The 20,205-nt window shown below is 65.5% G+C and carries 19 protein-coding genes; 8 read left to right on the plus strand and 11 right to left on the minus strand.

From position 1 onward, the window contains the following. The first annotated feature begins 495 nt into the window (after positions 1-495). On the plus strand, positions 496-1,347 hold the full coding sequence (locus AC1DD3_RS08085; protein WP_230118059.1) for a glycoside hydrolase family 16 protein: 852 nt from the start codon (positions 496-498) through the stop codon (positions 1,345-1,347). A 106-nt stretch (positions 1,348-1,453) separates the two neighbouring features. Here AC1DD3_RS08085 and AC1DD3_RS08090 read toward each other — a convergent pair whose 3' ends face one another. Continuing rightward, positions 1,454-1,873: a nuclear transport factor 2 family protein gene (locus AC1DD3_RS08090; RefSeq protein WP_230118060.1), complete on the minus strand. Its 420-nt coding sequence runs from the start codon at positions 1,871-1,873 to the stop codon at positions 1,454-1,456. Positions 1,874-1,894: 21 nt separating this feature from the next. Continuing rightward, entirely contained in the window at positions 1,895-3,112 is a 1,218-nt protein-coding gene (locus tag AC1DD3_RS08095; protein ID WP_230118084.1) for a pyridoxal phosphate-dependent aminotransferase, read from the minus strand. A 165-nt stretch (positions 3,113-3,277) separates the two neighbouring features. Here AC1DD3_RS08095 and AC1DD3_RS08100 point away from each other — a divergent pair, with 165 nt between their 5' ends. Beyond that, positions 3,278-4,168: a ribonuclease Z gene (locus AC1DD3_RS08100; RefSeq protein WP_476881382.1), complete on the plus strand. Its 891-nt coding sequence runs from the start codon at positions 3,278-3,280 to the stop codon at positions 4,166-4,168. 71 nt (positions 4,169-4,239) lie between these two features. On the opposite strand, the gene AC1DD3_RS08105 is transcribed toward AC1DD3_RS08100, so the two are convergent. The 6 genes from AC1DD3_RS08105 to AC1DD3_RS08130 form a co-directional block, all read right to left on the minus strand. After that, positions 4,240-5,214 carry a dienelactone hydrolase family protein gene (locus tag AC1DD3_RS08105; protein WP_476881383.1) on the minus strand — a complete coding sequence of 325 codons (975 nt, stop codon included), beginning with the start codon at positions 5,212-5,214 and terminating at the stop codon, positions 4,240-4,242. Positions 5,215-5,310: 96 nt separating this feature from the next. Then, positions 5,311-5,898, minus strand: a complete 588-nt coding sequence (locus AC1DD3_RS08110; RefSeq protein WP_476881384.1) for a hypothetical protein — start codon at positions 5,896-5,898, stop codon at positions 5,311-5,313. A 72-nt stretch (positions 5,899-5,970) separates the two neighbouring features. Then, entirely contained in the window at positions 5,971-8,244 is a 2,274-nt protein-coding gene (locus tag AC1DD3_RS08115; protein ID WP_476881385.1) for a DNA/RNA non-specific endonuclease, read from the minus strand. 31 nt (positions 8,245-8,275) lie between these two features. Beyond that, entirely contained in the window at positions 8,276-8,656 is a 381-nt protein-coding gene (locus AC1DD3_RS08120) for a DUF6507 family protein (RefSeq protein WP_230118065.1), read from the minus strand. A gap of 20 nt (positions 8,657-8,676) precedes the next feature. Further along, on the minus strand, positions 8,677-8,982 hold the full coding sequence (locus tag AC1DD3_RS08125; RefSeq protein ID WP_230118066.1) for a pore-forming ESAT-6 family protein: 306 nt from the start codon (positions 8,980-8,982) through the stop codon (positions 8,677-8,679). A gap of 81 nt (positions 8,983-9,063) precedes the next feature. Next, complete coding sequence (locus AC1DD3_RS08130) at positions 9,064-9,405, minus strand: hypothetical protein (RefSeq protein ID WP_230118067.1); 342 nt, start codon at positions 9,403-9,405, stop codon at positions 9,064-9,066. A gap of 195 nt (positions 9,406-9,600) precedes the next feature. Here AC1DD3_RS08130 and AC1DD3_RS08135 point away from each other — a divergent pair, with 195 nt between their 5' ends. From AC1DD3_RS08135 to AC1DD3_RS08160, 6 genes are all read left to right on the plus strand, one after another. Continuing rightward, positions 9,601-9,873 carry a hypothetical protein gene (locus tag AC1DD3_RS08135; RefSeq protein WP_230118068.1) on the plus strand — a complete coding sequence of 91 codons (273 nt, stop codon included), beginning with the start codon at positions 9,601-9,603 and terminating at the stop codon, positions 9,871-9,873. Continuing rightward, positions 9,870-11,237 carry an EsaB/YukD family protein gene (locus AC1DD3_RS08140; RefSeq protein ID WP_476881386.1) on the plus strand — a complete coding sequence of 456 codons (1,368 nt, stop codon included), beginning with the start codon at positions 9,870-9,872 and terminating at the stop codon, positions 11,235-11,237. Before AC1DD3_RS08135 ends, AC1DD3_RS08140 begins: the two co-directional genes overlap by 4 nt. Positions 11,238-11,442: 205 nt before the next feature. Then, the gene (locus AC1DD3_RS08145) at positions 11,443-12,327 is read left to right on the plus strand and encodes a CpaE/TadZ family protein (RefSeq protein WP_230118070.1); all 885 of its coding nucleotides are present in this window, start codon (positions 11,443-11,445) and stop codon (positions 12,325-12,327) included. A gap of 1 nt (position 12,328) precedes the next feature. Further along, positions 12,329-16,312: a type VII secretion protein EccCa gene (gene eccCa / locus AC1DD3_RS08150; RefSeq protein WP_476881387.1), complete on the plus strand. Its 3,984-nt coding sequence runs from the start codon at positions 12,329-12,331 to the stop codon at positions 16,310-16,312. Then, positions 16,309-16,719 carry a hypothetical protein gene (locus tag AC1DD3_RS08155; RefSeq protein WP_230118072.1) on the plus strand — a complete coding sequence of 137 codons (411 nt, stop codon included), beginning with the start codon at positions 16,309-16,311 and terminating at the stop codon, positions 16,717-16,719. Before eccCa ends, AC1DD3_RS08155 begins: the two co-directional genes overlap by 4 nt. Then, positions 16,716-17,645 carry a DUF6177 family protein gene (locus AC1DD3_RS08160; RefSeq protein WP_476881388.1) on the plus strand — a complete coding sequence of 310 codons (930 nt, stop codon included), beginning with the start codon at positions 16,716-16,718 and terminating at the stop codon, positions 17,643-17,645. The genes AC1DD3_RS08155 and AC1DD3_RS08160 overlap by 4 nt, the downstream gene beginning before the upstream one ends. 26 nt (positions 17,646-17,671) lie before the next feature. Here AC1DD3_RS08160 and AC1DD3_RS08165 read toward each other — a convergent pair whose 3' ends face one another. From AC1DD3_RS08165 to AC1DD3_RS08175, 3 genes are all read right to left on the minus strand, one after another. Then, positions 17,672-18,934, minus strand: a complete 1,263-nt coding sequence (locus AC1DD3_RS08165; RefSeq protein ID WP_230118074.1) for a MinD/ParA family ATP-binding protein — start codon at positions 18,932-18,934, stop codon at positions 17,672-17,674. Between the two features lie 159 nt (positions 18,935-19,093). Then, positions 19,094-19,369 carry a hypothetical protein gene (locus AC1DD3_RS08170; protein ID WP_230118075.1) on the minus strand — a complete coding sequence of 92 codons (276 nt, stop codon included), beginning with the start codon at positions 19,367-19,369 and terminating at the stop codon, positions 19,094-19,096. A gap of 205 nt (positions 19,370-19,574) precedes the next feature. Continuing rightward, entirely contained in the window at positions 19,575-19,940 is a 366-nt protein-coding gene (locus tag AC1DD3_RS08175; RefSeq protein ID WP_230118076.1) for a hypothetical protein, read from the minus strand. Between the last annotated feature and the right edge of the window lie 265 nt (positions 19,941-20,205).

The raw sequence follows: 20,205 nt of genomic DNA on the forward strand, positions 1-20,205 counted from the left end.
GGTGGGCCGGCTTCCCGGATCGGTGACCAGGGAACCTGGCCACCGATCCCTCGGACGCTTGAACACCGGGAGCCCGCTGCATGCAGGCGCCGTTAGATGCGCCAATAGCGCTGATCGGTAGCGGGCAGAGCCCGCGCTGAACGGCAGCGTCGGTCCCACGGGGCCGTTGCGCCCGAAACGTCAAAATCGCCAGCCGACGCCTGCTCCTGCATGGTGACCATTCCCATGCGACCGGACATTGCCAAGCACTCGATTCCATCCTGTCAACCGATTTCGGTTTGCAGTCAATGGTCACGAACAGGTAACGTTGGCGACTGGCCCGGAGGGCTGGCCCGAAAACCGGGCCCCGGATGCCTGAACGCAGGGCTCTGGACCCGTCGGGCGGCACCGTTGCCGCCCCGGCTCCCGTAAAGGGGGCCGAAGAACTTCCGCATGCGTCATCACACCCCGGCTGTGGTTCGTGTGCGCCATTCCTATGCCCGGAGGGGTCCTCTTTTGTCCAAGAACAAGCTCGCCATAGCCATTGCCATCGGCGCCCTGTCCCTGACCGGGTGCAGCGTCGCGCCATCTGCAACCGGCACCACCAGCCCGTCGGTTGCCGCCGATCCAGCCGCGGGTGCTGCAGCCCCCGCGTCCTACGCACGCGGCGCTGCGGCAACGACGGTTGTGCCCGCCTCCTACCTCACCACAGCGAGCACAGACAAGCAGGCCGCCACAAGCCTGCGCTGGGGCCGGGTCCTTGCGGGCGACGAGTTCTCCCGCGCCGGTGCACCGGACGCCACAAAATGGAGCGTCTACAAGGGTTCAGGGCACGCGGGCAAGGGTGTCCGCAGCGCGAAGGCCTGGTCCGTCGCCAACGGCGTGGCCACGGTAAAGGGTGACTCGGCCGGCACCACCGGCGGTATGTCTGCAAAGTTCGGGCGCCAAAAGTACGGCCGATGGGAAACCCGCATGAGGACCAGCGCCCGGGCACCGCAGTACCATCCGGTCCTGATCCTCTGGCCCAACAGCAGCACGGGACCGAAATGCTCCGAGATCGACTATGCCGAGGGCACCTCTGATACCACCAAGATGAAGTTCTTCCTGCACTACGCCTGCGGCGGCTCCAGTTCCCAGACCACGATGGCGAAGGCCGTTGATACGACGCAGTGGCACAACTACGCGGTGGAATGGACTCCTTCCGGCATCACCGGATACATCGACGGCGTGAAGACCTTCACCGACACCAACCGGGCGCACCTGCCGTCGGTTGCCATGCACCAGACACTGCAGCTCGACTGGTTCCCGAACGGGGCACGCACCACGCCTTCTCAGATGCAGGTCGACTGGGTCCGCGTCTACAAGTAAGACGGGCACCAACGCAGGCCTGGCGGGTCCCTGTTTCCTCCCCTCCCTCAAACCGGGAGCGGGAGGAGCATCGGGGCAGCTTCCGCACCGCCCAGGGCCTGCCTGCTCAGTCCCCTGAGCGGCCGGGTCGGCGTCCGGACAGGTCCTGCACCGCTTGCTGGATGCCCACATCTTCGCGCTCGACATTTTCAAGGTAGAGGCGGCCTGCGGTGATGAAGTCTCCAGCCACTTCGAAAAGGGTCACCCCACGGACCTGGAACCGCTGCCCGTCAGTGCGGTTTCCGGACCACAACCATTCGCTCCATGTGGTGTTGCCGTCGTCGACTGAACGGACCACTTCCGCGCGGAAATCAGGAATGCCGGCAAACATCGCCCGCCAGTTTGCGTGCATTTGGGCCCGGCCAACGAAGGCCCTGCCAGGATGCGCCGGCTGCTCGCTTCGGTAGTCCTCGTGGAACAGCGCGGCTGCCGCTTCGAGGTCATGGGCGTTCATTGCCGCCGCCAGTCGATCAACAATTTCACTCAACAGTTCGCTCCCCTTCAGTTGCTAACTGCTCCGGTAGGCCGCAAGGAACGCGGAGATTCTGCGCACTGCTTCCTCGATGTCTTCCACGGATGGAAGGATGACGAAGCGGAAATGGTCAGGCTCGGGCCAATTGAACGCCGTTCCGTGCGAAACCAGGATCTTCTGGTCCCGCAGCAGATCCAGGACAAACTGCTCGTCGTTCTTTACCGGATAGAGCTCTGGATCAAGGCGTGGAAACAAATACATTGCTCCCGCAGCGGGGACGCACGTCACGCCGGGTATGGCGGTGAGCAGTTTCAGCGCTCGGTCACGCTGTTCCCGCAGTCTTCCCCCGGGCCGGATCAGCGCATCGATGCTCTGGTAGCCGCCGAGACAGGTTTGAATCGCGTGCTGGGCAGGGACGTTGGGACACAGGCGGAGGGAAGCCAGCAGTTCCAGCCCTTCGCGGTAAGCCAGCGTCGCCGCGTGCGGACCGGTGACGGCCACCCAGCCAGCGCGGTAGCCGGGCATGCGGTACGCCTTGGACAGACCGCTGAACGTTAGGCAGCAGACATCGTCCGCCACTGCGGCAGTGTGGATGTGCTCGGCGTCCTCATAGCGGATTTTCTCGTAAATCTCGTCGGAGAAAAGGACGAGGTTGTGCTTGCGTGCCAGGGCGGCGAACTGCTCCAGAACCTGCCGCGGATAGACGGCCCCGGTGGGGTTGTTCGGATTGATAATAACGATCGCTTTAGTGCGCTGGGTGATCTTCGCCTCGACGTCGGCCATGTCCGGCCACCAGTTTTCGTCCTCGTCGCACAGATAATGCACGGGTTTGCCGCCGGTGAGCGAAACGGCTGCGGTCCACAAGGGGTAATCGGGAGCAGGGATGAGAACTTCGTCACCGTTTTCCATGAATGCCTGAAGACTCATGGAAATGAGTTCGCTGACACCGTTGCCAATGAATATATCCTCGACGCCAATCTGCAGGAGACCCCTGGTCTGGTAATACTGTGAGATGGCGGTGCGGGCCGAGAAGATGCCCTTGGAATCGCTGTAGCCCTGGGCGCCGCGCAAGTGGTGGATCATGTCCACCACTACGGATTCGGGCGCTTCAAGTCCGAATTGCGCGGTGTCCCCCAGATTCATTTTGAGAATCCTGTGTCCCTCGGCCTCCATTTGCTTGGCCGTCTGGAGCAGGGGTCCTCGGAGTTCATACCGGACGTTCTGGAGTTTGCTGGAGAGCTGCATCGGACGCATGGTTGATCTTTTCATAATCCCGCCATGAGCCACGTTGTTGCCGCCGATTTGTTTTCGCCAACCCGCGCGCAGCCCATTAGAGATATGAAGTATTGTGCCCCAGCGCCCCATGAAGTTGCCGCGCACGATGGCCCTGCGCCGCGAGCCGGTGAGACACTCACTTTCATGCGTGAATTGGTCGTCCCTGGCACGTCCTCCCAGGTTCCGACGCGGACCCGCAACCACAACGGCTACCTGCTGCGGTGGGACGGCGAGGGCCTGCTCTTCGACCCGGGGGAAGGCACTCAGCGGCAGATGATCCACGCCGGAGTCTCGGCCAGCCAAATCACGCGCATCTGCCTCACTCATGTCCACGGCGACCACTGCTTTGGGCTGCCCGGAGTGCTTTCGCGTATGGTTCTGGACGGCGTGGCGCATCCGGTGCACCTGCACTATCCAGCCTCCGGCGAGGACGTGGTCCGGGCGCTCGTGTCCGTCACGCCTCCACGCCTTGACCTGCGACTGCACCCGCACTCGGGTCCCGGACAGATCGCGCCGGGGCTGGAAATGCGGCCACTTAAGCATCGCGTCGAGACCTACGGCTACCGGCTCACCGAGCCGGACGGCCACACACTCCTCCCGGACCGGCTCGCAGCGGCCGGCATTGCAGGGCCGGACATCGGCCGCCTGCAGAGAGACGGCAGCTTGCGCGGAGTGCACCTCAACGAGGTAAGCGTCCGTCGGCGCGGTCAGCGTTTCGCCTTCGTCATGGATACGGCGCCGTGCTGGGGCGCAGAGGAACTCGCGGAAGGAGCTGACCTGCTGGTGGCGGAATCCACGTTCAGTGACGACGACGCCGACCTGGCCGCCCAGTTTGCCCACCTCACCGCCGGGCAGGCAGGCGAACTGGCTGCCGCAGCCGGAGTCGGCACGCTCGTCCTCACCCACTTCTCGTCCCGCTATGGGGATGTTAACCTGCTTGCCGGGCAGGCCCGGGCATGCGCCGGCGGGGCAACAGTCGTGGCCGCGAAGGACCTTGACAGGATCACATTCCCCAGCCGGCAGCGGACGCTGTAACGTGCGGGACGCAACCTAGTCGTCATGAGCATACGGGCCACATGGACGCCTCTGCGCCAACGCGCGCACCGTCAGACGTACTTGCCGAACCAGGCCAGTGTGTCGTTCCAGGCGGCGGTCGCCTGCGTTTCGTTGTAGCGATCTCCGGTGTCGTTGTGGAACGCGTGGTCGACGCCGGGATATACCTTGAGCTCGTGGCGGACGTCTGTGGCGGCCAGCGCATCCCGGAACGCCGGCATCGCGCCGGTAATCCGGTCGTCAAGTTCCGCATACACGCCAAAGACCGCCGGCTTGATGGACGGGACCTTGTCCAGATCGGGAGCGGGTCCGTAAAACGCCGAGGTTGCCTTCAGACCAGTCAGCTCCGTCGCCGCCTGCCAGGTGATGCCGCCGCCGAAGCAGTAGCCGGTCATGGCGATCCGGTCCGGATCTACGAAGTCCTGGGACTGCAGGTAGTCGAAACCGGCGGAAAAGTCCGCCACGTGGCGTTGTGCTCCGGCCTTGGTCAGTGCCCCAGGGACGGCATCCCGGTCCAAACTCGCCGTGCCTCCCTCCCTGCTCAGCAGGTCCAGCGCCAACGCTGTATATCCGGCCTTGGCGAACCGGCGTGCCACGTCCTGGATATGCGGGGTCAGCCCGCGGTTCTCATGGCAGACCAGTACAGCGGGCCCTGCCTTACTGGCCTCGGGGCGGGCAAGGTAGCCGCTGACGTCTGCTCCGCCGGCAGGGAATCGCACCGTGGCCGTCACCAGGCCTGCCGCACCCTCAGGAACGGAAAGGGGGCTTTTCGCCCCCGGTACTGCGCCGGCGGAAGCCGCGCTCCCGGGAAGCGACGACGAAGGCGCCGGGGTGGGCATGGGATCGGTGCTGCGCGGAACTTCATTCGGCGAGCAACCGACCAGCAGCATCGCGGCCGATGCTGCTGCCATGCTGCCGGTGACGAATGCGACCCTGCGAGTGAATGTGTGCTGGGTCATGGCGCCAGCGCGGTAATCGTCGAAGAATTCCTCGATCAGGTACTTCTCAAACTTGCCAAGCTGGGTCATGAGGGCCTCCTGGAGTTTTGCCGCAAATCCTCCTCCGAAGCCCGTCGTACTTCAAGGGGCGCGGTGCGACCGGTCCCGGTGGTCGTCCGCCGGCAACTACCGATCAGCCCATTTCCCGAAAATCTTCTTGCTGATCTTTGAAAAGACGCCGGGCTCCTTTGCCGGATCAATGACCACGGGATCCACAGAGAAATCCGTGCCGGTATCGGACACGGGCAGACGTTTGTTATCCCAGTCGACAGTTTTCATATCGGCGTTGTACACCGGAGGGGAAACGCCGTCGGCGCGAAAAACATCCCACATCCACTGAGGAATGTGGTCGACAGTACGGGGAAATGCCAATAACTCCGAAGTCAGTACGCCCGCCGTTCCGACTCGCCGGGATGCGACTCCGCCGGCACCTCCGGAAGCCGGAATTTCCTCGTCGAAAACCTCAACGAATCCAGGTGCATCGGGAAATACATGGACGCGTACCGTGATCCAGCTACCGAAACCGGGACGAAACGCGCTCTTCTTGAACTCGCCGAGCCAGGCCAGCTCAGAGACCGGAATGCGGTGGCGGCCCGTAGTAAAGGCCCACGTGTCCCCGGTCCTCATGTCCCCGTATCGGTGTGAGAATCCCGCAAAAGTGGATTGCGTGATGACCAACTCGTCGACGTCGGCAAAGGCGCCATCCGGCCCCATGCACGTTCTCTGGAGAGCTTGGAGGGCCGTCTGCACCTCAGCTGTCCCGGCCGACTGGCTAAAATCTGGCACCTACTTCACTCCCTGAACGAGGTTATCGAAGACGTCGAAGACTTCGCGTTCGCCCGCGAACTCGTACCCAACAGCAATGGAGTGCGGCATTCCGGGCTTAGGCCCGGGCACGTTCTCCATGGACCAGCTCACATCTACCGCCTGGCCGGCCGCCAGTCGTTGCTTGACGTCGTCCCTCATCGTACGCTCCAACTCGTGGAACGCGGGGCCGCCGGCGTTAGGCACACCGGCGCCGCGATTCTGGAACTGGTGCTGGGCGAACAGGCCGATTCGTTCCCCTGCACCCCCTAGGAACGAGGGTACTGAATGCCCACCCTCGTAGGCCGGTCCGCCGACTCGCTTTCCTGCCAGCAGCTGCTGCCAGGCGTTTCGGTTCATGTTCCCGGCAAAGGTCGACGTGATGCGGCCCGAAACACTCTGGGCATGTCCCGTGGCGTCAGTTGCGTAGGTGAATGTATTTTCGAGGTCTCCGTCGACCTTCGCCACCACGTTGTAGGTCACATTCGGCACCGGCTTATTGAGCTCCGGGGACCACGCACCGCGGACTCCAGCGTAGGTGTCTACCCTGACTACCTTGCCGGTGGCATCCGTGTAGTACTTCTCAATCGAGTCCACGGGTTCATGGGTCACGTGGTTCATCGTTGTGCGGTGTTCAACCACGTACTCCGCGTTGGGCTTGAGTCCCACGCGGTCGGCGAAGCTATCCCTCTTGCTGACCGGGAAATTCGCCTCCCCATGCCGGACCACGATGGTCTGCGTGACAGTCTCGGGTTTTGGAAAGTGTTCAACGGGGCTGACAACCTGCGCCATGGGCGTCTCGGGAACCTTGGCCGCGCGGACATGTGCCGCGGCCGAGTCCAGGCTGTCGGCCATTCGACCCATTGATCCGTGTCCAAGGCTGGCTGCACCGCCGGGTGAAACGGCAACTTTCGGGATCGCCTGATCGGTCGCTCGCAGGAGCGTCGACGCACCTTCCAAGGGACGGACCACCGCATGGTCCCAGACGGCCACCGGCGCTTTCTCAGCTGCCATCCACGCACCTACCTTGACTTTGGTGAGAGCGTCCAGAACGTTGGCGGTTGTTTGTGGCATGACGAGGTCGGAAACTTTCAGTGCCAGCGAACCGGGCTTTGACAGGACCGTTCCGGTGGAATAGAGCCCTTGGGCCGTGGTCCCGAGCAGGGCGGAGACCTTTCCAAGCCGGGCACTGTCCATCGTCGCGATGCTGAGTTTCTCCGCCGCCAGCCCGGCCTTACTGGCGACCGTCCCGGACTTCACTGCGGCGCCGGCCCCGCCGCCAACGAACAAGGAAGCGGTGTTGAATATCGCAGCGCCCATGGCCCAATTCTGGTTTGTGCCCGCTTCGTCCAAATGCGCAAACGATGAAAGAACTGACCCCCAGTCCACAGAACCTGGATTGGTGACCAGGGTGTTGATGCCACCCCAGGCCTGATCGCGCTTTGCCTGGTTTCCAGTGCCAGTCAGGGACCAGACACCGTCCACAAGTTCCACCGCCCCTGCGCCCACACCCTGCAGGAACCCCAAAACCCCGTTCGGGCGGTACGGGACGGTCTGCATGCCCCAGGGCTGCTCTTCGTCGTGGTGGTCGATACCCACGAACGTGCCGGCGTCCCACAGCCAGTCATCCACCCAGTTTCCGGACCGGTGATCCGTCATGGGTGCCTGCGCCACGGTGTGCACGTCTCCTCCGGAGAGCACCGCCAAGGTAGCCGCACAGGTGTTTTGGGCCGCATTATAGTCACTGCGAATGGCCGCGACGTCAGCTGCAAGGGCGTTGCGCCGGCCTGTCAGGTCGGCGTCGCCGCTCCAGTGCTGGGTGACGTTCGTGGTGACCTGCTCACCCTTAACCATCGTGGTCTCTTCCACCGAGGTGGGAAACGAATCGATGTCCGCATCCAGCGAATGAACCCGCCGCCCGTAGGCTTCCAAGCGTTGCTTCAACTCCCGGCAGGTTGAAGAAAACGCGGTGAGGGCAGTCGCCGTCTCCGTTCCGCCGCGCTGCACCCGTTCTGCGGCGGGTGTGACCTTCCCGAAGGCGGCCAAAACAGTTGGAGCATCGTCGGTGGAGTACGACGACCCCAGCCCCTGCCATTGGCTGGCCGAGGAGGAGATGCCCGCCATGAAGTCGTCCGCGTGCCGCTGCAGCCCATGCGCCGCAGCGTCCAGGGCATCGACGTCGGGCAGGCGGAAGCCGCCGCTCGGATCCAGTCCGGACGATCCGGTCTGAACACAGACATCGGGAGCCAAAGCCATTTCGCCGTTCAACCCCTCACTAAAATTCTCATCATTGAACTGTCGCCGAGCCGGCGTTCTTGAAACCTGCCGACTCGTCGCCCGCAAGCACTGCCGCGGCACCGGCACTCCGCTGCGCCGAGGAGGCCATCGCAAGGTCGCCCTGCTGGTAGAAATTCACTGCCTGCACGGTGGACGTGATGATGGTCCCGGACCGTCCCACCACTTCATTGGCTGCGGGCCCTATTCCCAGGTTCAGCACATCATTCAGGGCGGCCAGCACCACGGCTGCTTCGCCCGGGATCGCTGCCGCTGCCTGCTCCAATGACCTGCCCATGCCGACGAGTGCGGGCTGGACGGATTCAACCTGGGCGGCCGTCGCCTTAATGGTCGCCGCTGTCGCAGCGACGTCGATGTTCCACGAGCCTGTCATCAGCCGGACATCCGACCGCGTTAGCCGATGCCCTGCACCGCATTGCGGGCAGAGGTGGCAGCCGTGGAGGCGGATTCGTCGTTAAGGCCGAGCGTGCTGCGGACCAGCGCGACGATTGCCTTGACCTCGTTCGCCGCGTTGCCCCACCGCGCCTCAACCGCCTGGTATTCGGCGTCGACGCCGTCTGCGCGAAAGTCGGCCATCGCTTGGTTGACGTCGGACTGGCGCTGGGCGATGAGGCCTTCGAGTTGGGCGGCGAGCGCCTGAATGTCGCCCTGTACCTGGGCGGAAACGTTGGTGTCGTATGCGATGCGGTTAGCAGTCATGGGTATGTCGGAGCCTGCGGCGGCTCCTGCTCCGTTCCGGATTCAAAGGAAATTTGTTGCGGACAGGTGGCAGGAACTGCCTCAGTTGGCACGGCCCTGGAAGCGTGCGCCGTCGAAGTTCGCGGACCCTTCCGTACGGCGGGCGTTATCACTGGCCGCCAGGTCGCCCTGCTGGAAGGCTGTGTTCATCCCGGACTGGCCGTGCACGATTGCGGCGAGTGCCGCGTTGAGTTCGGACGCCACGAGATCGGAGCGGTTCTTGAAGGCATCAAACGACGCCTTGCCTGCTCCGCTGAAACGGCCCTCGAGTGGCGTCACCGCATCCACAAAACGCCGGACCAAGGCACCGAGGTCCTGATGCGACACGTCAGTCTGCTTGTTCAGGTTACCGATCGTGTCGGCACCCATATCAAAAATGGCCATAGCTCCCCCACCGGAATATGAGACCGCGCCGGCGCCGGACGGCGCCAAGGCACGTTAACCAGCATGGAGAATCCCGGCGCATAAGTCCAGTCGATGCACTAAACAGGCTCCTACAACGCGTGACTTGCGGAGTCCGAATAGTGCCGCGGTAGGTTTGTGGGTGCCCTGGTAACGGATATGGAAGGGGGCCCGTTCGTGGCAGACGACTATGACGCCCGGCTACTTGAATCAGCACGCGTCAGGAAGCACAGGCTTGACGACTCACTGCTCTTTGGCGGCAACACCCAGGAGCGGAGCTATAGCTCGGCAACGGGCCGCCTCCTGCAATCGTTGCTGATCGCTGCCCTCGTCGCCGCGATCTGCGTTGGCTACAGCTTTGTCCACAGCCTGTTGGAGGACCAGAACCGCAAGCAGGCCGGCTCCGCAGCCACCATCCACTCCGCCATGATGAATGGGATCACCCCTTGAGCACAGCCCTCAGCCGCGTCACGGTCATTTCCGCTCACCGGCATCTGGACCTGCGGCTTCCATCAGACGAGCCACTGGCCTCGCTCATACCCCAAATCCTCACGCTCCTGCACGATGGGCCCCCGGACGCGCCGCCACAGCCCTCGCGTGGAACGGCCCCCGCTCTCATCACGTCGTCGGTCCTGACCACCAGCCTGGGATCGACCCTGGATGTGTCGCATACACTGCGGCAGTCCGGGATCGTCGACGGCGCACTGCTGTACTTGCGTGATGAGCGCGATGTGCCGCCTGCCCCGGAGGTCTACGACGTCCCGTCGTTTGCAGCGGCAGCCACCGAGCGGATGCCCGCGCTCTGGTCAGGCACCCTGCGGACGGTCGGACTGGCCGCAGTCGCAGGACTGCTACTGGCCGGCAGCAGCACCGCCGCCGTCTTGCTGCAAGGCACCGGACCAGGCGGCGGCTCCGCCCCACTGACCGGGATCCTCTTCGCGGCGGCCCTTATCCTGCTCGGCGTCCCCGTCATGCGGCTGCGTGCCCTGCCGGCCGGGGTGGCGTTGACGGCTGCAGGCGCCGCCGTGTCTGTGACGACGGCTGCCTGGGCCACGGCGGATCCTGGCACGGGAGCCCTGTTGGCGGTCGGCGCCATAACTCTGGCCATGGCCGCCATGGCCGCGGGGACGGGCAAGTATGTTCCCTGGCTTTCCAGCGCCGGACTGCTCTCGGCGCTGGGCGGGACCTGGGCGCTGCTCAACTGGAGCACGTCCGATGCACCTCTGGCCGCAGGGCTGGCGGGTATTGCCGGCATCTTCACGCTGGGTGTCGCCCCGCGGATGGCCACGGCGATTGCGGGTCTCAGCGGCCTCGACGACGACCAACGCCAAGGCAGGCGCATCACCCGACGCAGCACCTTGGACGCCATCCATTCGGCCCACGGGGCGCTCACGGGGTGGACCCTGATTTCGTCCGCGGTGACGGCGACCGCCGCAGCCGTCACCGCGACTGCCGCGGACCGGCCCGTCTGGGCGGCCTTGCTGCCCCTCGCGTTGCTGGGCGCGCTGACGTTCCGCGGACTGTCACTGCCGCTGCTGGCACAGCGCGCCGGCGTCTATGTCGCCGCCGCCGCCGGATTCCTTGCTTCCGTCATTGTGCTGGCCCGTGCGGCGGAGCAGCCGTTCCTGCTGGCCGGGGCTGCAGGAATGGGCGTGCTCGTGCTGGCAGCCTCCGCAGCCCGGGTCCGGGACCAGACCGCAGCCCGCCTCCGCGTGGTCGCCGCACGGATCGAACTCTGTTGCGTGCTCTCCACCATCCCACTGGTTCTCGGTCTGTCCGGAGCCTACACACAGCTAGGACAGACCTTTGGCTGACCAACGCCGCAACGGATTCCCTCTCGGCATGACATCCGAGCGACGGCTGGCCTCCCCAGAGGATGCTGCTCCGCCGGAAACAACGACGGCGGCAGCTGGCTTTCCAGGCATGGTCGCCGCTGCGGCCGCGCCATTTGGACCTTCGGCACCGCTCGCTGTTCCTGCGCCACCCCAAGCCCGGGCACCGCGAGCGCAGGCACCGGTCGTGGAAACGCGTCCCGTTCCGACGCCGCGTCCCGATCCCGCGCCGAGCCCTTCAACAGGCCACCGAAAGAACGGCGACACGTTGTGGGAACGGATCCGCTTCGAAGTCACCGACGCTGTGACATCCGGGTCGCTGTCGGAGCGCCTGATCCGGGCCAGCGCCGCTGTCGAGGCGCCCATCACCACGGGACGGCGGATCGTCGTCGTCGGAACTGCCGGCGGCGCCGGTACGTCAACGGTGACCGCGGTCCTGGCGAAACTCTTCGGCAGCCTCCGGCAGGAAACCGTCATGGCTCTGGACAGCACGGACCAGTCGGGGAGGCTTCTGCGCTACCTGGGCGCGCCAGGACCGGCGCCCCTGTCCGCGCTGATGCATCAGCTGCGTACCCAACCTGTCCGGACCCTGCCGGACGCCACGGCCTGTGCGGTCCTGTGCGGAAACCAGATCTTTGCCGCGGACCGCCGGGACGTGCTGACGCTGGCCGACTCGCCAATCGGCGTCGCGGAATGGACTGATGTGTCCTCTACCCTGTCGCGGTTCATGGCCGTCACGGTGGTCGACGCCGGGCACTCCCCGCTGTCGCGCCACTCGGCCGCGCTGCTGTCGACGGCGCACGCCGTCGTGCTGGTCACTCCGCCGGGAGACGCCGATGCGGCCCTCCTAGGCAAGATACGCGCTGACCTGGCGGATTCGTTCCCGGCTGCCCAGCAGCTGAGCGTCACCGTGCGCTCGCGGCAGGCCGGGGCGGCAGCCGCGGACGGCCTGCCCTACGACCGCCACCTGGCCTCAGGCGGCGCCCTCCAGCTCAGCAGGCTCGGTTCACGGACCAGGATCGCCGCCACGGAACTGGCAGGTCGGGCTCTGCTGGCAGCCAACAGGAGCTGATATGACTATCCGAATCGTCCACAGGCCGGCCCGGACCACCCTCCCCGAACAGGCCTCGGAGGCCGCCCAGCTGGATGCGCCCCCGCAGCTGGCGACCGGTGGCGGCACAAACCTGCTGGCACTTGTACCCATGCTGGGCGCCGCGACCTCCGTGACCGTCATGATGCTGTTCCGCGGTTCATCCCTGGCCGGCATCGGTGCCATCATGATGGTGGCCACCGTCCTGGCCTCCGTGGTGCTGCTGTTTTCCCAGCGCGGCAAGTCAACGCGGCAGCGGGCGGCCAAACGCCGCCTCTACCTGGACTACCTGCGACGGCGGCGGCAGGACTTTGAAGCGGAGGAGCACCGTGCCCGGGCTTCGGCCAACGCCGCACACCCGCCCGCCTCCCGGCTGGTCGAAAATGTGGTCAATGATCCGCACCGGCTGTGGGAGCGGCGGCGGACCAGTCCGGACTTCCTGATGACGCGTTTCGGCACGGGTGCCGTCCCCCGGCGGAGTATCACGGTCCAGGACAGCGGCGACGCGGTGGAGCGGCCCGACACTTTCATGCTCTCCGAAGCCGAGCAGCTGCGGCAGCGGTTCATGTCCACCCCGGATATTCCCCTGACCCTGCCGCTGGGATCCGTCTCCGACGTTTCAATCGTCGGTGACCGCGCCGCGGCACTGATGGTATGCCGCAGCCTGCTGGGCCAGCTCGCAGCCGCCCACTCCCCCGAGGATGTGGAGCTGGCCATCGTCGCCGGAGAACGGCAGCTGGACGATTGGGACTGGGCCAAATGGCTGCCGCACCTGCAGGAGACGGGTGGCAACGTCCGGCAGGCTGCGTCCTTCCAGGAGCTGGCCCCACTGCTGCGAAGCTCACTGGACGCACGAGCGGCGGCCCTCACCAGTGCCGCCCGTAACTTCCAGCTGCTCCCGGCAGACGCCCTGCCCCGCCTTGTGGTCATCTCGGACCTGCCGGGACACAACGCAACGCCTCTTCCCGGCGTGCCGGCCGGCCTTGACCTGAACCGGCTCGCGATCACGAGGATCCACCTGCTGACGGAACAGCAGCACGAGCCCGAACGCGTTGACCTTCGCCTGACCGTCTCATCTGATGCACTGACAGTGGAGGCCACGGCCACCGGTGAAATGGTCACAGGCATTGCCGACGAGGTGCCGCCCGAGGTTGCCGATGGCTTGGCGCGTGCCCTCGCGCCCCTGCGCCTGTCCGAGATGTCCCACGAATTCGGCGAGCACAAGTCATCCCGCAGCTACGCGGAAGCCCTGGGGCTCACTGAGTACACGGCCGAGGCAATGCTCCGCCTGTGGCACACGGACCGGGGTCCCGATTTCCTCCGCGTGGCCATCGGCGAAGACGATGACGGCGCCCCCGTCCACCTGGACCTGAAGGAACCGGCCCAGCAGGGCATGGGCCCGCACGGGTTATGCGTGGGGGCGACGGGGTCCGGCAAGTCAGAACTGCTCCGCACCATCGTCCTTTCGCTGATCGCCACGCATTCCCCGCAGGACCTGAACATGGTCCTGGTGGACTACAAGGGCGGCGCCACCTTTGCCCCCTTTGAGGACGCACCCCATGTCTCAGGCCTCGTCACCAACCTGGTGAGCGACGCCAGCCTGGTGGACCGGATCCATTCCAGCCTCTCGGGTGAGGTCAAACGGCGTCAGGAACTGCTCAAGCACGGCGGCGATTTCGCCCACATCAACGACTACCGGCTGGCGCGGGAACGGACGCCGGGCAACCCGGCACTGCAGGAGCCGCTGCCTTATCTGTTCGTCTGCATCGACGAATTCGGCGAGCTGCTCACCGCCCGCTCAGACTTCATCGACCTGCTGCTCTCCATCGGCAGGATCGGCCGTTCCATCGGCATCCATCTGCTGCTCGCCTCCCAGAAGGTCGAATCAGGGATGCTCCGCGGCCTGGACACGTACCTTGCCTACCGGATCGCGCTGCACACGAACTCGGAAAGCGAAAGCCGCACCATCATCGATGTCCCGGACGCCTACCACCTGCCCAGCACACCGGGGCACGGAATCCTGAAGGTGGACACCACGGTGTTCAAGAGATTCCGGGCAGCGTACGTGTCCGGCGCCCTTCCGTCGAAGGACGACGACGGCGGCGCCCCCGCCGAGGAGGCCGTCCCGGTCACGCTGTTCAAGCTAGGGGCCCAGCCGCCGCTCCCCGTACTGCAGGGAGCCGGCCCAGCCGGCGGAGCCGTCTCCCCCGACGGCTCCAGCGTCGCGATCCAGCCCGAAACCCACTCGTCCGACGGTTCCGGGGACCGCCCCACCATCCTGTCCGCCGTCGTCGGCTTCGCATCCGCGCAGCCGCGCATGACACCGCCGGTGTGGCTGCCGCCCCTTCCGGCTGCCGTGTCCCTGCACGGTACCGGCGCCGCCCTGAACCTGACCTCCACAGGGCCGCGGCTGGCCCAGCCCCGTTACCTGGCCCCCGCCGTCGGGATACTGGATGACCCCGCGCGGCAGTGGCAGGGCCCTTGGCATCTGGACTTCACAGCGCGCGGCGGCAATCTCGCAGTGATCGGCGCGCCGCAAAGCGGCCGGTCCACGGCACTGCGGACCGTCGCTGCTGCGCTGGCCCTGAGCCACAGCGTGTCCGACGTCAACCTCTATGCCGTGGATCTGCTCGGCAACGCCCTCGCCGGGCTGGCGGACCTGCCGCATTGCGCCGGCGTGGCCGGCCGCGGCAACCGCGAACTGCTCCGACGCACCATTGAGGAGGTCCAGGGCCTCCTCAACATCCGCCAGACGGCGTTTGACGCGAACAGGCTCGACACGGTTCAGGCGATGCGGTCGGCACGCGGCAAAGGCCGGCTCGAAGAACTCAGCTGCACCGACGTGTTCCTGCTGATCGATGGATTCGGCAGCCTGAGTTCGGAGTTCCCGGAAATCGAGGATGCAGTCCACGACATCATGACCCGCGGCAGCTCCCTGGGGATCCACGTGGTAGTGAGTGTCCGGAACTGGTCGGAGGTCCGCATGACCAGGCAATCGCTCCTCGGCAACAGGATCGAACTGCACATCGCCGATCCCGCGGACTCGCTTGACCGCAGGCTCGCCAGCACGCTGGGGCCGAACCGGCCCGGAAGGGCACTGACCATGGACAGAACCATCGGCCAGTTTGCCTTGCCGTCCCTGGCCGAAGCCCCTGACGCCGGCAACTCCGCCGCCGAGCTGGGCGAACTCACCCACGCCCTCCGGCAGTTCAGTGACCGGACGGCACCCCCCGTACGGGTTCTGCCGCCGCTCGTCCGGCTGCCCGCAGGCGCCCCGGTATCCGGCACGGTCGCACTGGGCATCCGTGAGCATGACGCCGAAACAGAGCATCTGGACCTGTTCGGATCAGACCGCGGAGCCGTGATCTTCGGCGACCCGGAAACGGGCCGGACCAACCTGCTGAAGACCGTCGCCACCCAGCTCATCGCCACGCATGAACCCGGCCAACTCGCTTTTGCCGTGTTCGATCCGCGGCAGCAGCTGCAGAATTTCATCCCGGATGAGTATCTGGGAGAGTACGCCTCCAACGGCCTGCGCGCCGCGCAGCTGGCCGACTTTGTCGCTGGCCAGGTCAGGGAACGGCTCGGCGACGGCACCGGCGCGCCTGTGAAATCACCCCGCATTGTGCTGCTTGTGGACGACTACGACATCCTTGCCGCAACAGGCAGCCAGCCGCTGCGGCCACTGGCCGGTTACCTGCCCTCGGGTTCCGACGTCGGGCTGTTTGCATTGGTCACTGGAAGGATCAGCGGTGCGGCGTTGACTGTGCACGATCCGTTCGTCGCAGGACTGCGCGCTGCCGGCGCCCCGGTGGTCATGTTCTCCGGCGACCGGTCCGAAGGCGTGATCGCCAACGGAGAGCGGCCCATGCCGCTGGTCACCGGGCGCGCCAGGATACTCCGCCCCGGACGGCACGCCACGGTACTGCAGACTTTCCACCACGACAGCGAGGCCGCCCTGCCGTGAGTTACGACTTCCACCTGATTTCAGACCAGGATCCACGGCTGGGGCTCTTCGACCGGGCTTCGGCACAGTTTGAAAACAAGTTCACGCTGGTGTCCGCAGAGAATTCTGCGGACCTGATCATCGCTTTCAACGGTGAAGACCTCGCGCTGCTCAGCGCACCCCAACGCACCGCCAACGAGGAACTTCAGCGCATCTTCGGCGCCGACGTGGCCGGCCAGCTCAAGGGCGACGCTTGGGTCTCGGAAGTCAGCTGCGCTGTGGACAAGGAAGATGCGGAGTCGGAAGACGCGGACAAGGAAACCGCCGAGTCGGTCCGCGCCTTCCTCATGATCACTGTGATTGGCACCAAAGGGCTAGTCGTTGATCCGCAGGCCAACCAGGTCCTGAACGCGGGCTGGGGACCATGAACGCGGCGCTGCCACTGCTGCTTGTGGCCGCGCCGGCGCCGCACCCCTGGCTAAGCCGTTCGCTGCGCGCCCAGCTCGGCGACGCCGCCCGGGCAGCCGCCCCCGGCAGCGTCGTCGCCCTGCAGACCCAGCCGCTGGCAGCACCCAGTTATCCGCTGCTGGCGTTCCTCAAGGCCTCCGGCGTCACTTGGGTGACTGAAGTCCCAAGCGGAACCGGGCTCTGCGGCGCCTTCTCGGCGCGCGGGCCGGGCGACGCACCGGCGCCGCATCCCGCCGTCGTCCTTCATGGCAGCGTCCTGCATGCGGCGAGCCATGAACTCGTCATCGGAGATTTCACGGCAGGGATGCTGCAGGCCGTCACCGGCGGCAGGCCGGAGTACGCCGGGCCCGCCGAGCCGCTGGGTCAGCCCTGGGAGACGGCACCCATGACCACATGGTTCCGGAAGCACATGCCGTCGGCAACGATGCTGTTCTCCGGCCGGGGCTTTGCGGGCGCGCTGACCGTTGCCCGCACCGGATCCGGCGTCGTGGAATCCTTTGATGCCATGGTTTCCGCTGAGGTGCGTGCTGATCCTTCGCGTGCAGATCCTGACTGGCGGAGTGCCGAGAAGGTGGCGGTGGCGTGCGGCGCGCATGAGTTCGGAGTGGAGCTGCATTTCGGTGCCGACGGGCTCGCAGTTCCGGCCGGCCACGACGGTTTCCGCGTGCCGCAACTGGCACTGATGGGGCCTGGCCTGGTTCGCCAGCTACGGCCAGATCTTTCCACCCTCGACGGCGTCAGCGCCGAGTTCCGGGGATCACCGCCGCTGCGGCACCTGGCGGTCCGGTTCCCTGAGGCGGCCGGCCAGGACGCAGGCGGCTGGGACGCGGGCCGTGCCCTGGTACTTCGGGAGCGTCTGCTGCTCGGCCTGGCAGCAGATGCCTAGGATTTTTGTGTGTGCAGGATCCGGGCCTAGACGTAGCCGTCCACGATAGCGGCGGCAATTTCCTTGTATGACCGGCGCGTCCCTGCTGAGATCTTGTCCAGCGAAATGCGGTCCCCGTCGGCCACGCCACGGTCGTGCGGCACGGTGATGAGCCGCCGGCAGTAGCCGGCCAAGTGCTCTTCAATGGCGCGTTTGTTTACGCGGTTCGACACCTGGTCCTTGTCCGTGACCACAACGATCGCGTTCCGCGCAAGATTTTCATAGCCGTGTTCGGCCAGCCACTGCAGCGTATTCCTGGCGCGCTTTGCTCCGCTCACGGCATAGCCGGACGCGATCACCAGGTTGGTGGCCTCCGGCAGCACCCCCGCCATCGCGGGATGGGAGACGCCGGTGCCGCAGTCCGTCAGGGTGACCGAATAGTACTGTGACACGAGCTTCTTGATCTTGAGGTATTCGTCGGCGGTCAGTGCGTCCGACAACGCAGGATCCTGCTCACCGGCCACGAGGTGCAACCGGTTCGCGTGGTGCATGTAGTCGGTCAGGGCGGTCAGTGAGCTGATGGCATCGATGTCACGAACGATGTCCGTCACGGTTCTGGGCTTGACCTTCTGGTAAAGCATCTCGCCCAGGGCGCGCTCGGCGAGGTCCCCGCTGTCCGGGTTGGCGTCGATGGCGCAGGGGTGGTCGCCCCTGTACTCGGCCAGGATCATCCCGACACCCACCGTGGTGGACGTCTTGCCGATGCCTCCCTTGAGGCTCAGGACGGCGGTGTTGAAGCTGCCGGACAGTGGCCGGGCGATCCGGCGTTCCAGTTCCGCCTCATCCTGGTCCTTGGCACTGGGGCCCAGGTTCACAAACCCGCCGGTGGCAGAGTACAGAACGCCCCGGACTCCGCTGGTTGGCCGCGGACGGTCCGGCCGGACGAACTGGGTCTCAATGTGGCGCGCTCCGTACGGCGACGGTTCTCCCGCGGCGCCGGGCGCTGTGTCCATGTCCGGCCGAGGAGCCGGCTGCTCGGTGCGCGGGAAATCCTCCCGCGCAGCAGGCAAAACGGCCTCCGCGACTGGTTCTGCGGTGCCATCGGCCAGCACCCGGAACCGGCCCTCTTGGCCATTGGTGTGGTCAACGGCATGTGCAAGCGCCGGCGAACCCGAACTGCGGGCGTACTCGGCGAGGACTGCAATAGCCGCTGAGTATGGGTCCATTCCGTCAGGAGGAGCGATGGGCTCCCCGCCAACTGTTACCCTGCCATCGACGAATACCTCGACGCGTGTGGCCCCCAGATCCATCACTTCACTCCTCAAGTACTGCGTCCGCCACACGGCGCCGCCCCAGCGATACTATCCGGTGCCCGCGGGTGGGGTCATGTCACGGCCGCGTTTCGGGGCTTTCCGGCCACAAACAAAGAACCCCGGACCTGTCTGGTCCGGGGCTTGCGTTGGCGTCTGCTAGCGCTCGATGGTGACGCTGAGATCCAGGTGGATGTCGTTGTCGGCCACGAGGCGGTCCTCGAGGTAGCGGGCCAGGCTCGCATCGGTCACGGTGTGCTCACTTTGCGGGATGGCACCGCGAAAAAACGCCTTGGTGTTTGTGGACTTCACGACATCCAGAGGCGCCCAGCCTCGGTGGCCTGCGGTGAGCCGCTCGATGTCGGTCCGGAAGGACCGTTTGTGGCCCTCTTGGACGGTGGCGTGCATGGTGAACGGGATAAAGGCGGTGGGCAAGGGAATCCTTTCATGAGGGCAGCCAGTCTTCGGTGCCCCACATAGAACAAGGCATTCGCAGGTTCTGCTATTCCCCCGGGGCAGCCAACGAGTCCGACGTCACTACTCCGGTTCGGAAGTTTCCTTCTCACCTTCACCGCGGCGGGGCACAGCAGCCATGCCTTCGCGCTTGTAAAGGACGGGGTCCTCACCGTGTGGAGTGCCCCTAGTCAGTGGAGTCCACATCGCGAGCATCTTCGCCGCCGTCGGAATCTCTGTACCGCATTTCAGCAACCCTGTCCCGGGCATCCTTTCGAACCTCGGCGAATTTGATGACCGAGGAGTCAGAATTGGCGATCAGGTCTGTGAGGCGCGCGACGATGAGGCTCCCTTCGAGCTGGTCCTCAACGTAGACCAGGGTGACGGGGACTGCCCGCCCTATGTCAGCAATGACTTCGCCCTGGTCCGGGGTGGCATAGTCCGGCCTGCCGGTCGTCCTCGTCAGAAAGATCCGCTCTTCGCGGTTGAGATAGGCAATCCGGTCAATCCTGGCCACGTTGATGGCATCGGTGGCTGTCTGGAGTATGCGCATGGTGACCCCTCTGGTGATGCTGAAAGGCTACTCGTGAGAGGACACGGTCGCGAGAGGCACGCAGAAAATGTACCGCCACCGCAGGCGAACGGCACGGGCCGCCGGAGCGACCCGTTGCCGCCATGGATGCGCGTTGCAGGCCCGGTCATAGCGCCGGGGTGCGCGTAGTCTGTGGGCACGGCCACGGGCTCATGGCCACGGCGGCCATGATGGCAGCAAGTACGACTGGCCATCATGGCCGCCGGATTCACTCGAGGGCATGCCG

The sequence above is a fragment of the Arthrobacter sp. 05T444 genome, assembly GCF_056395905.1.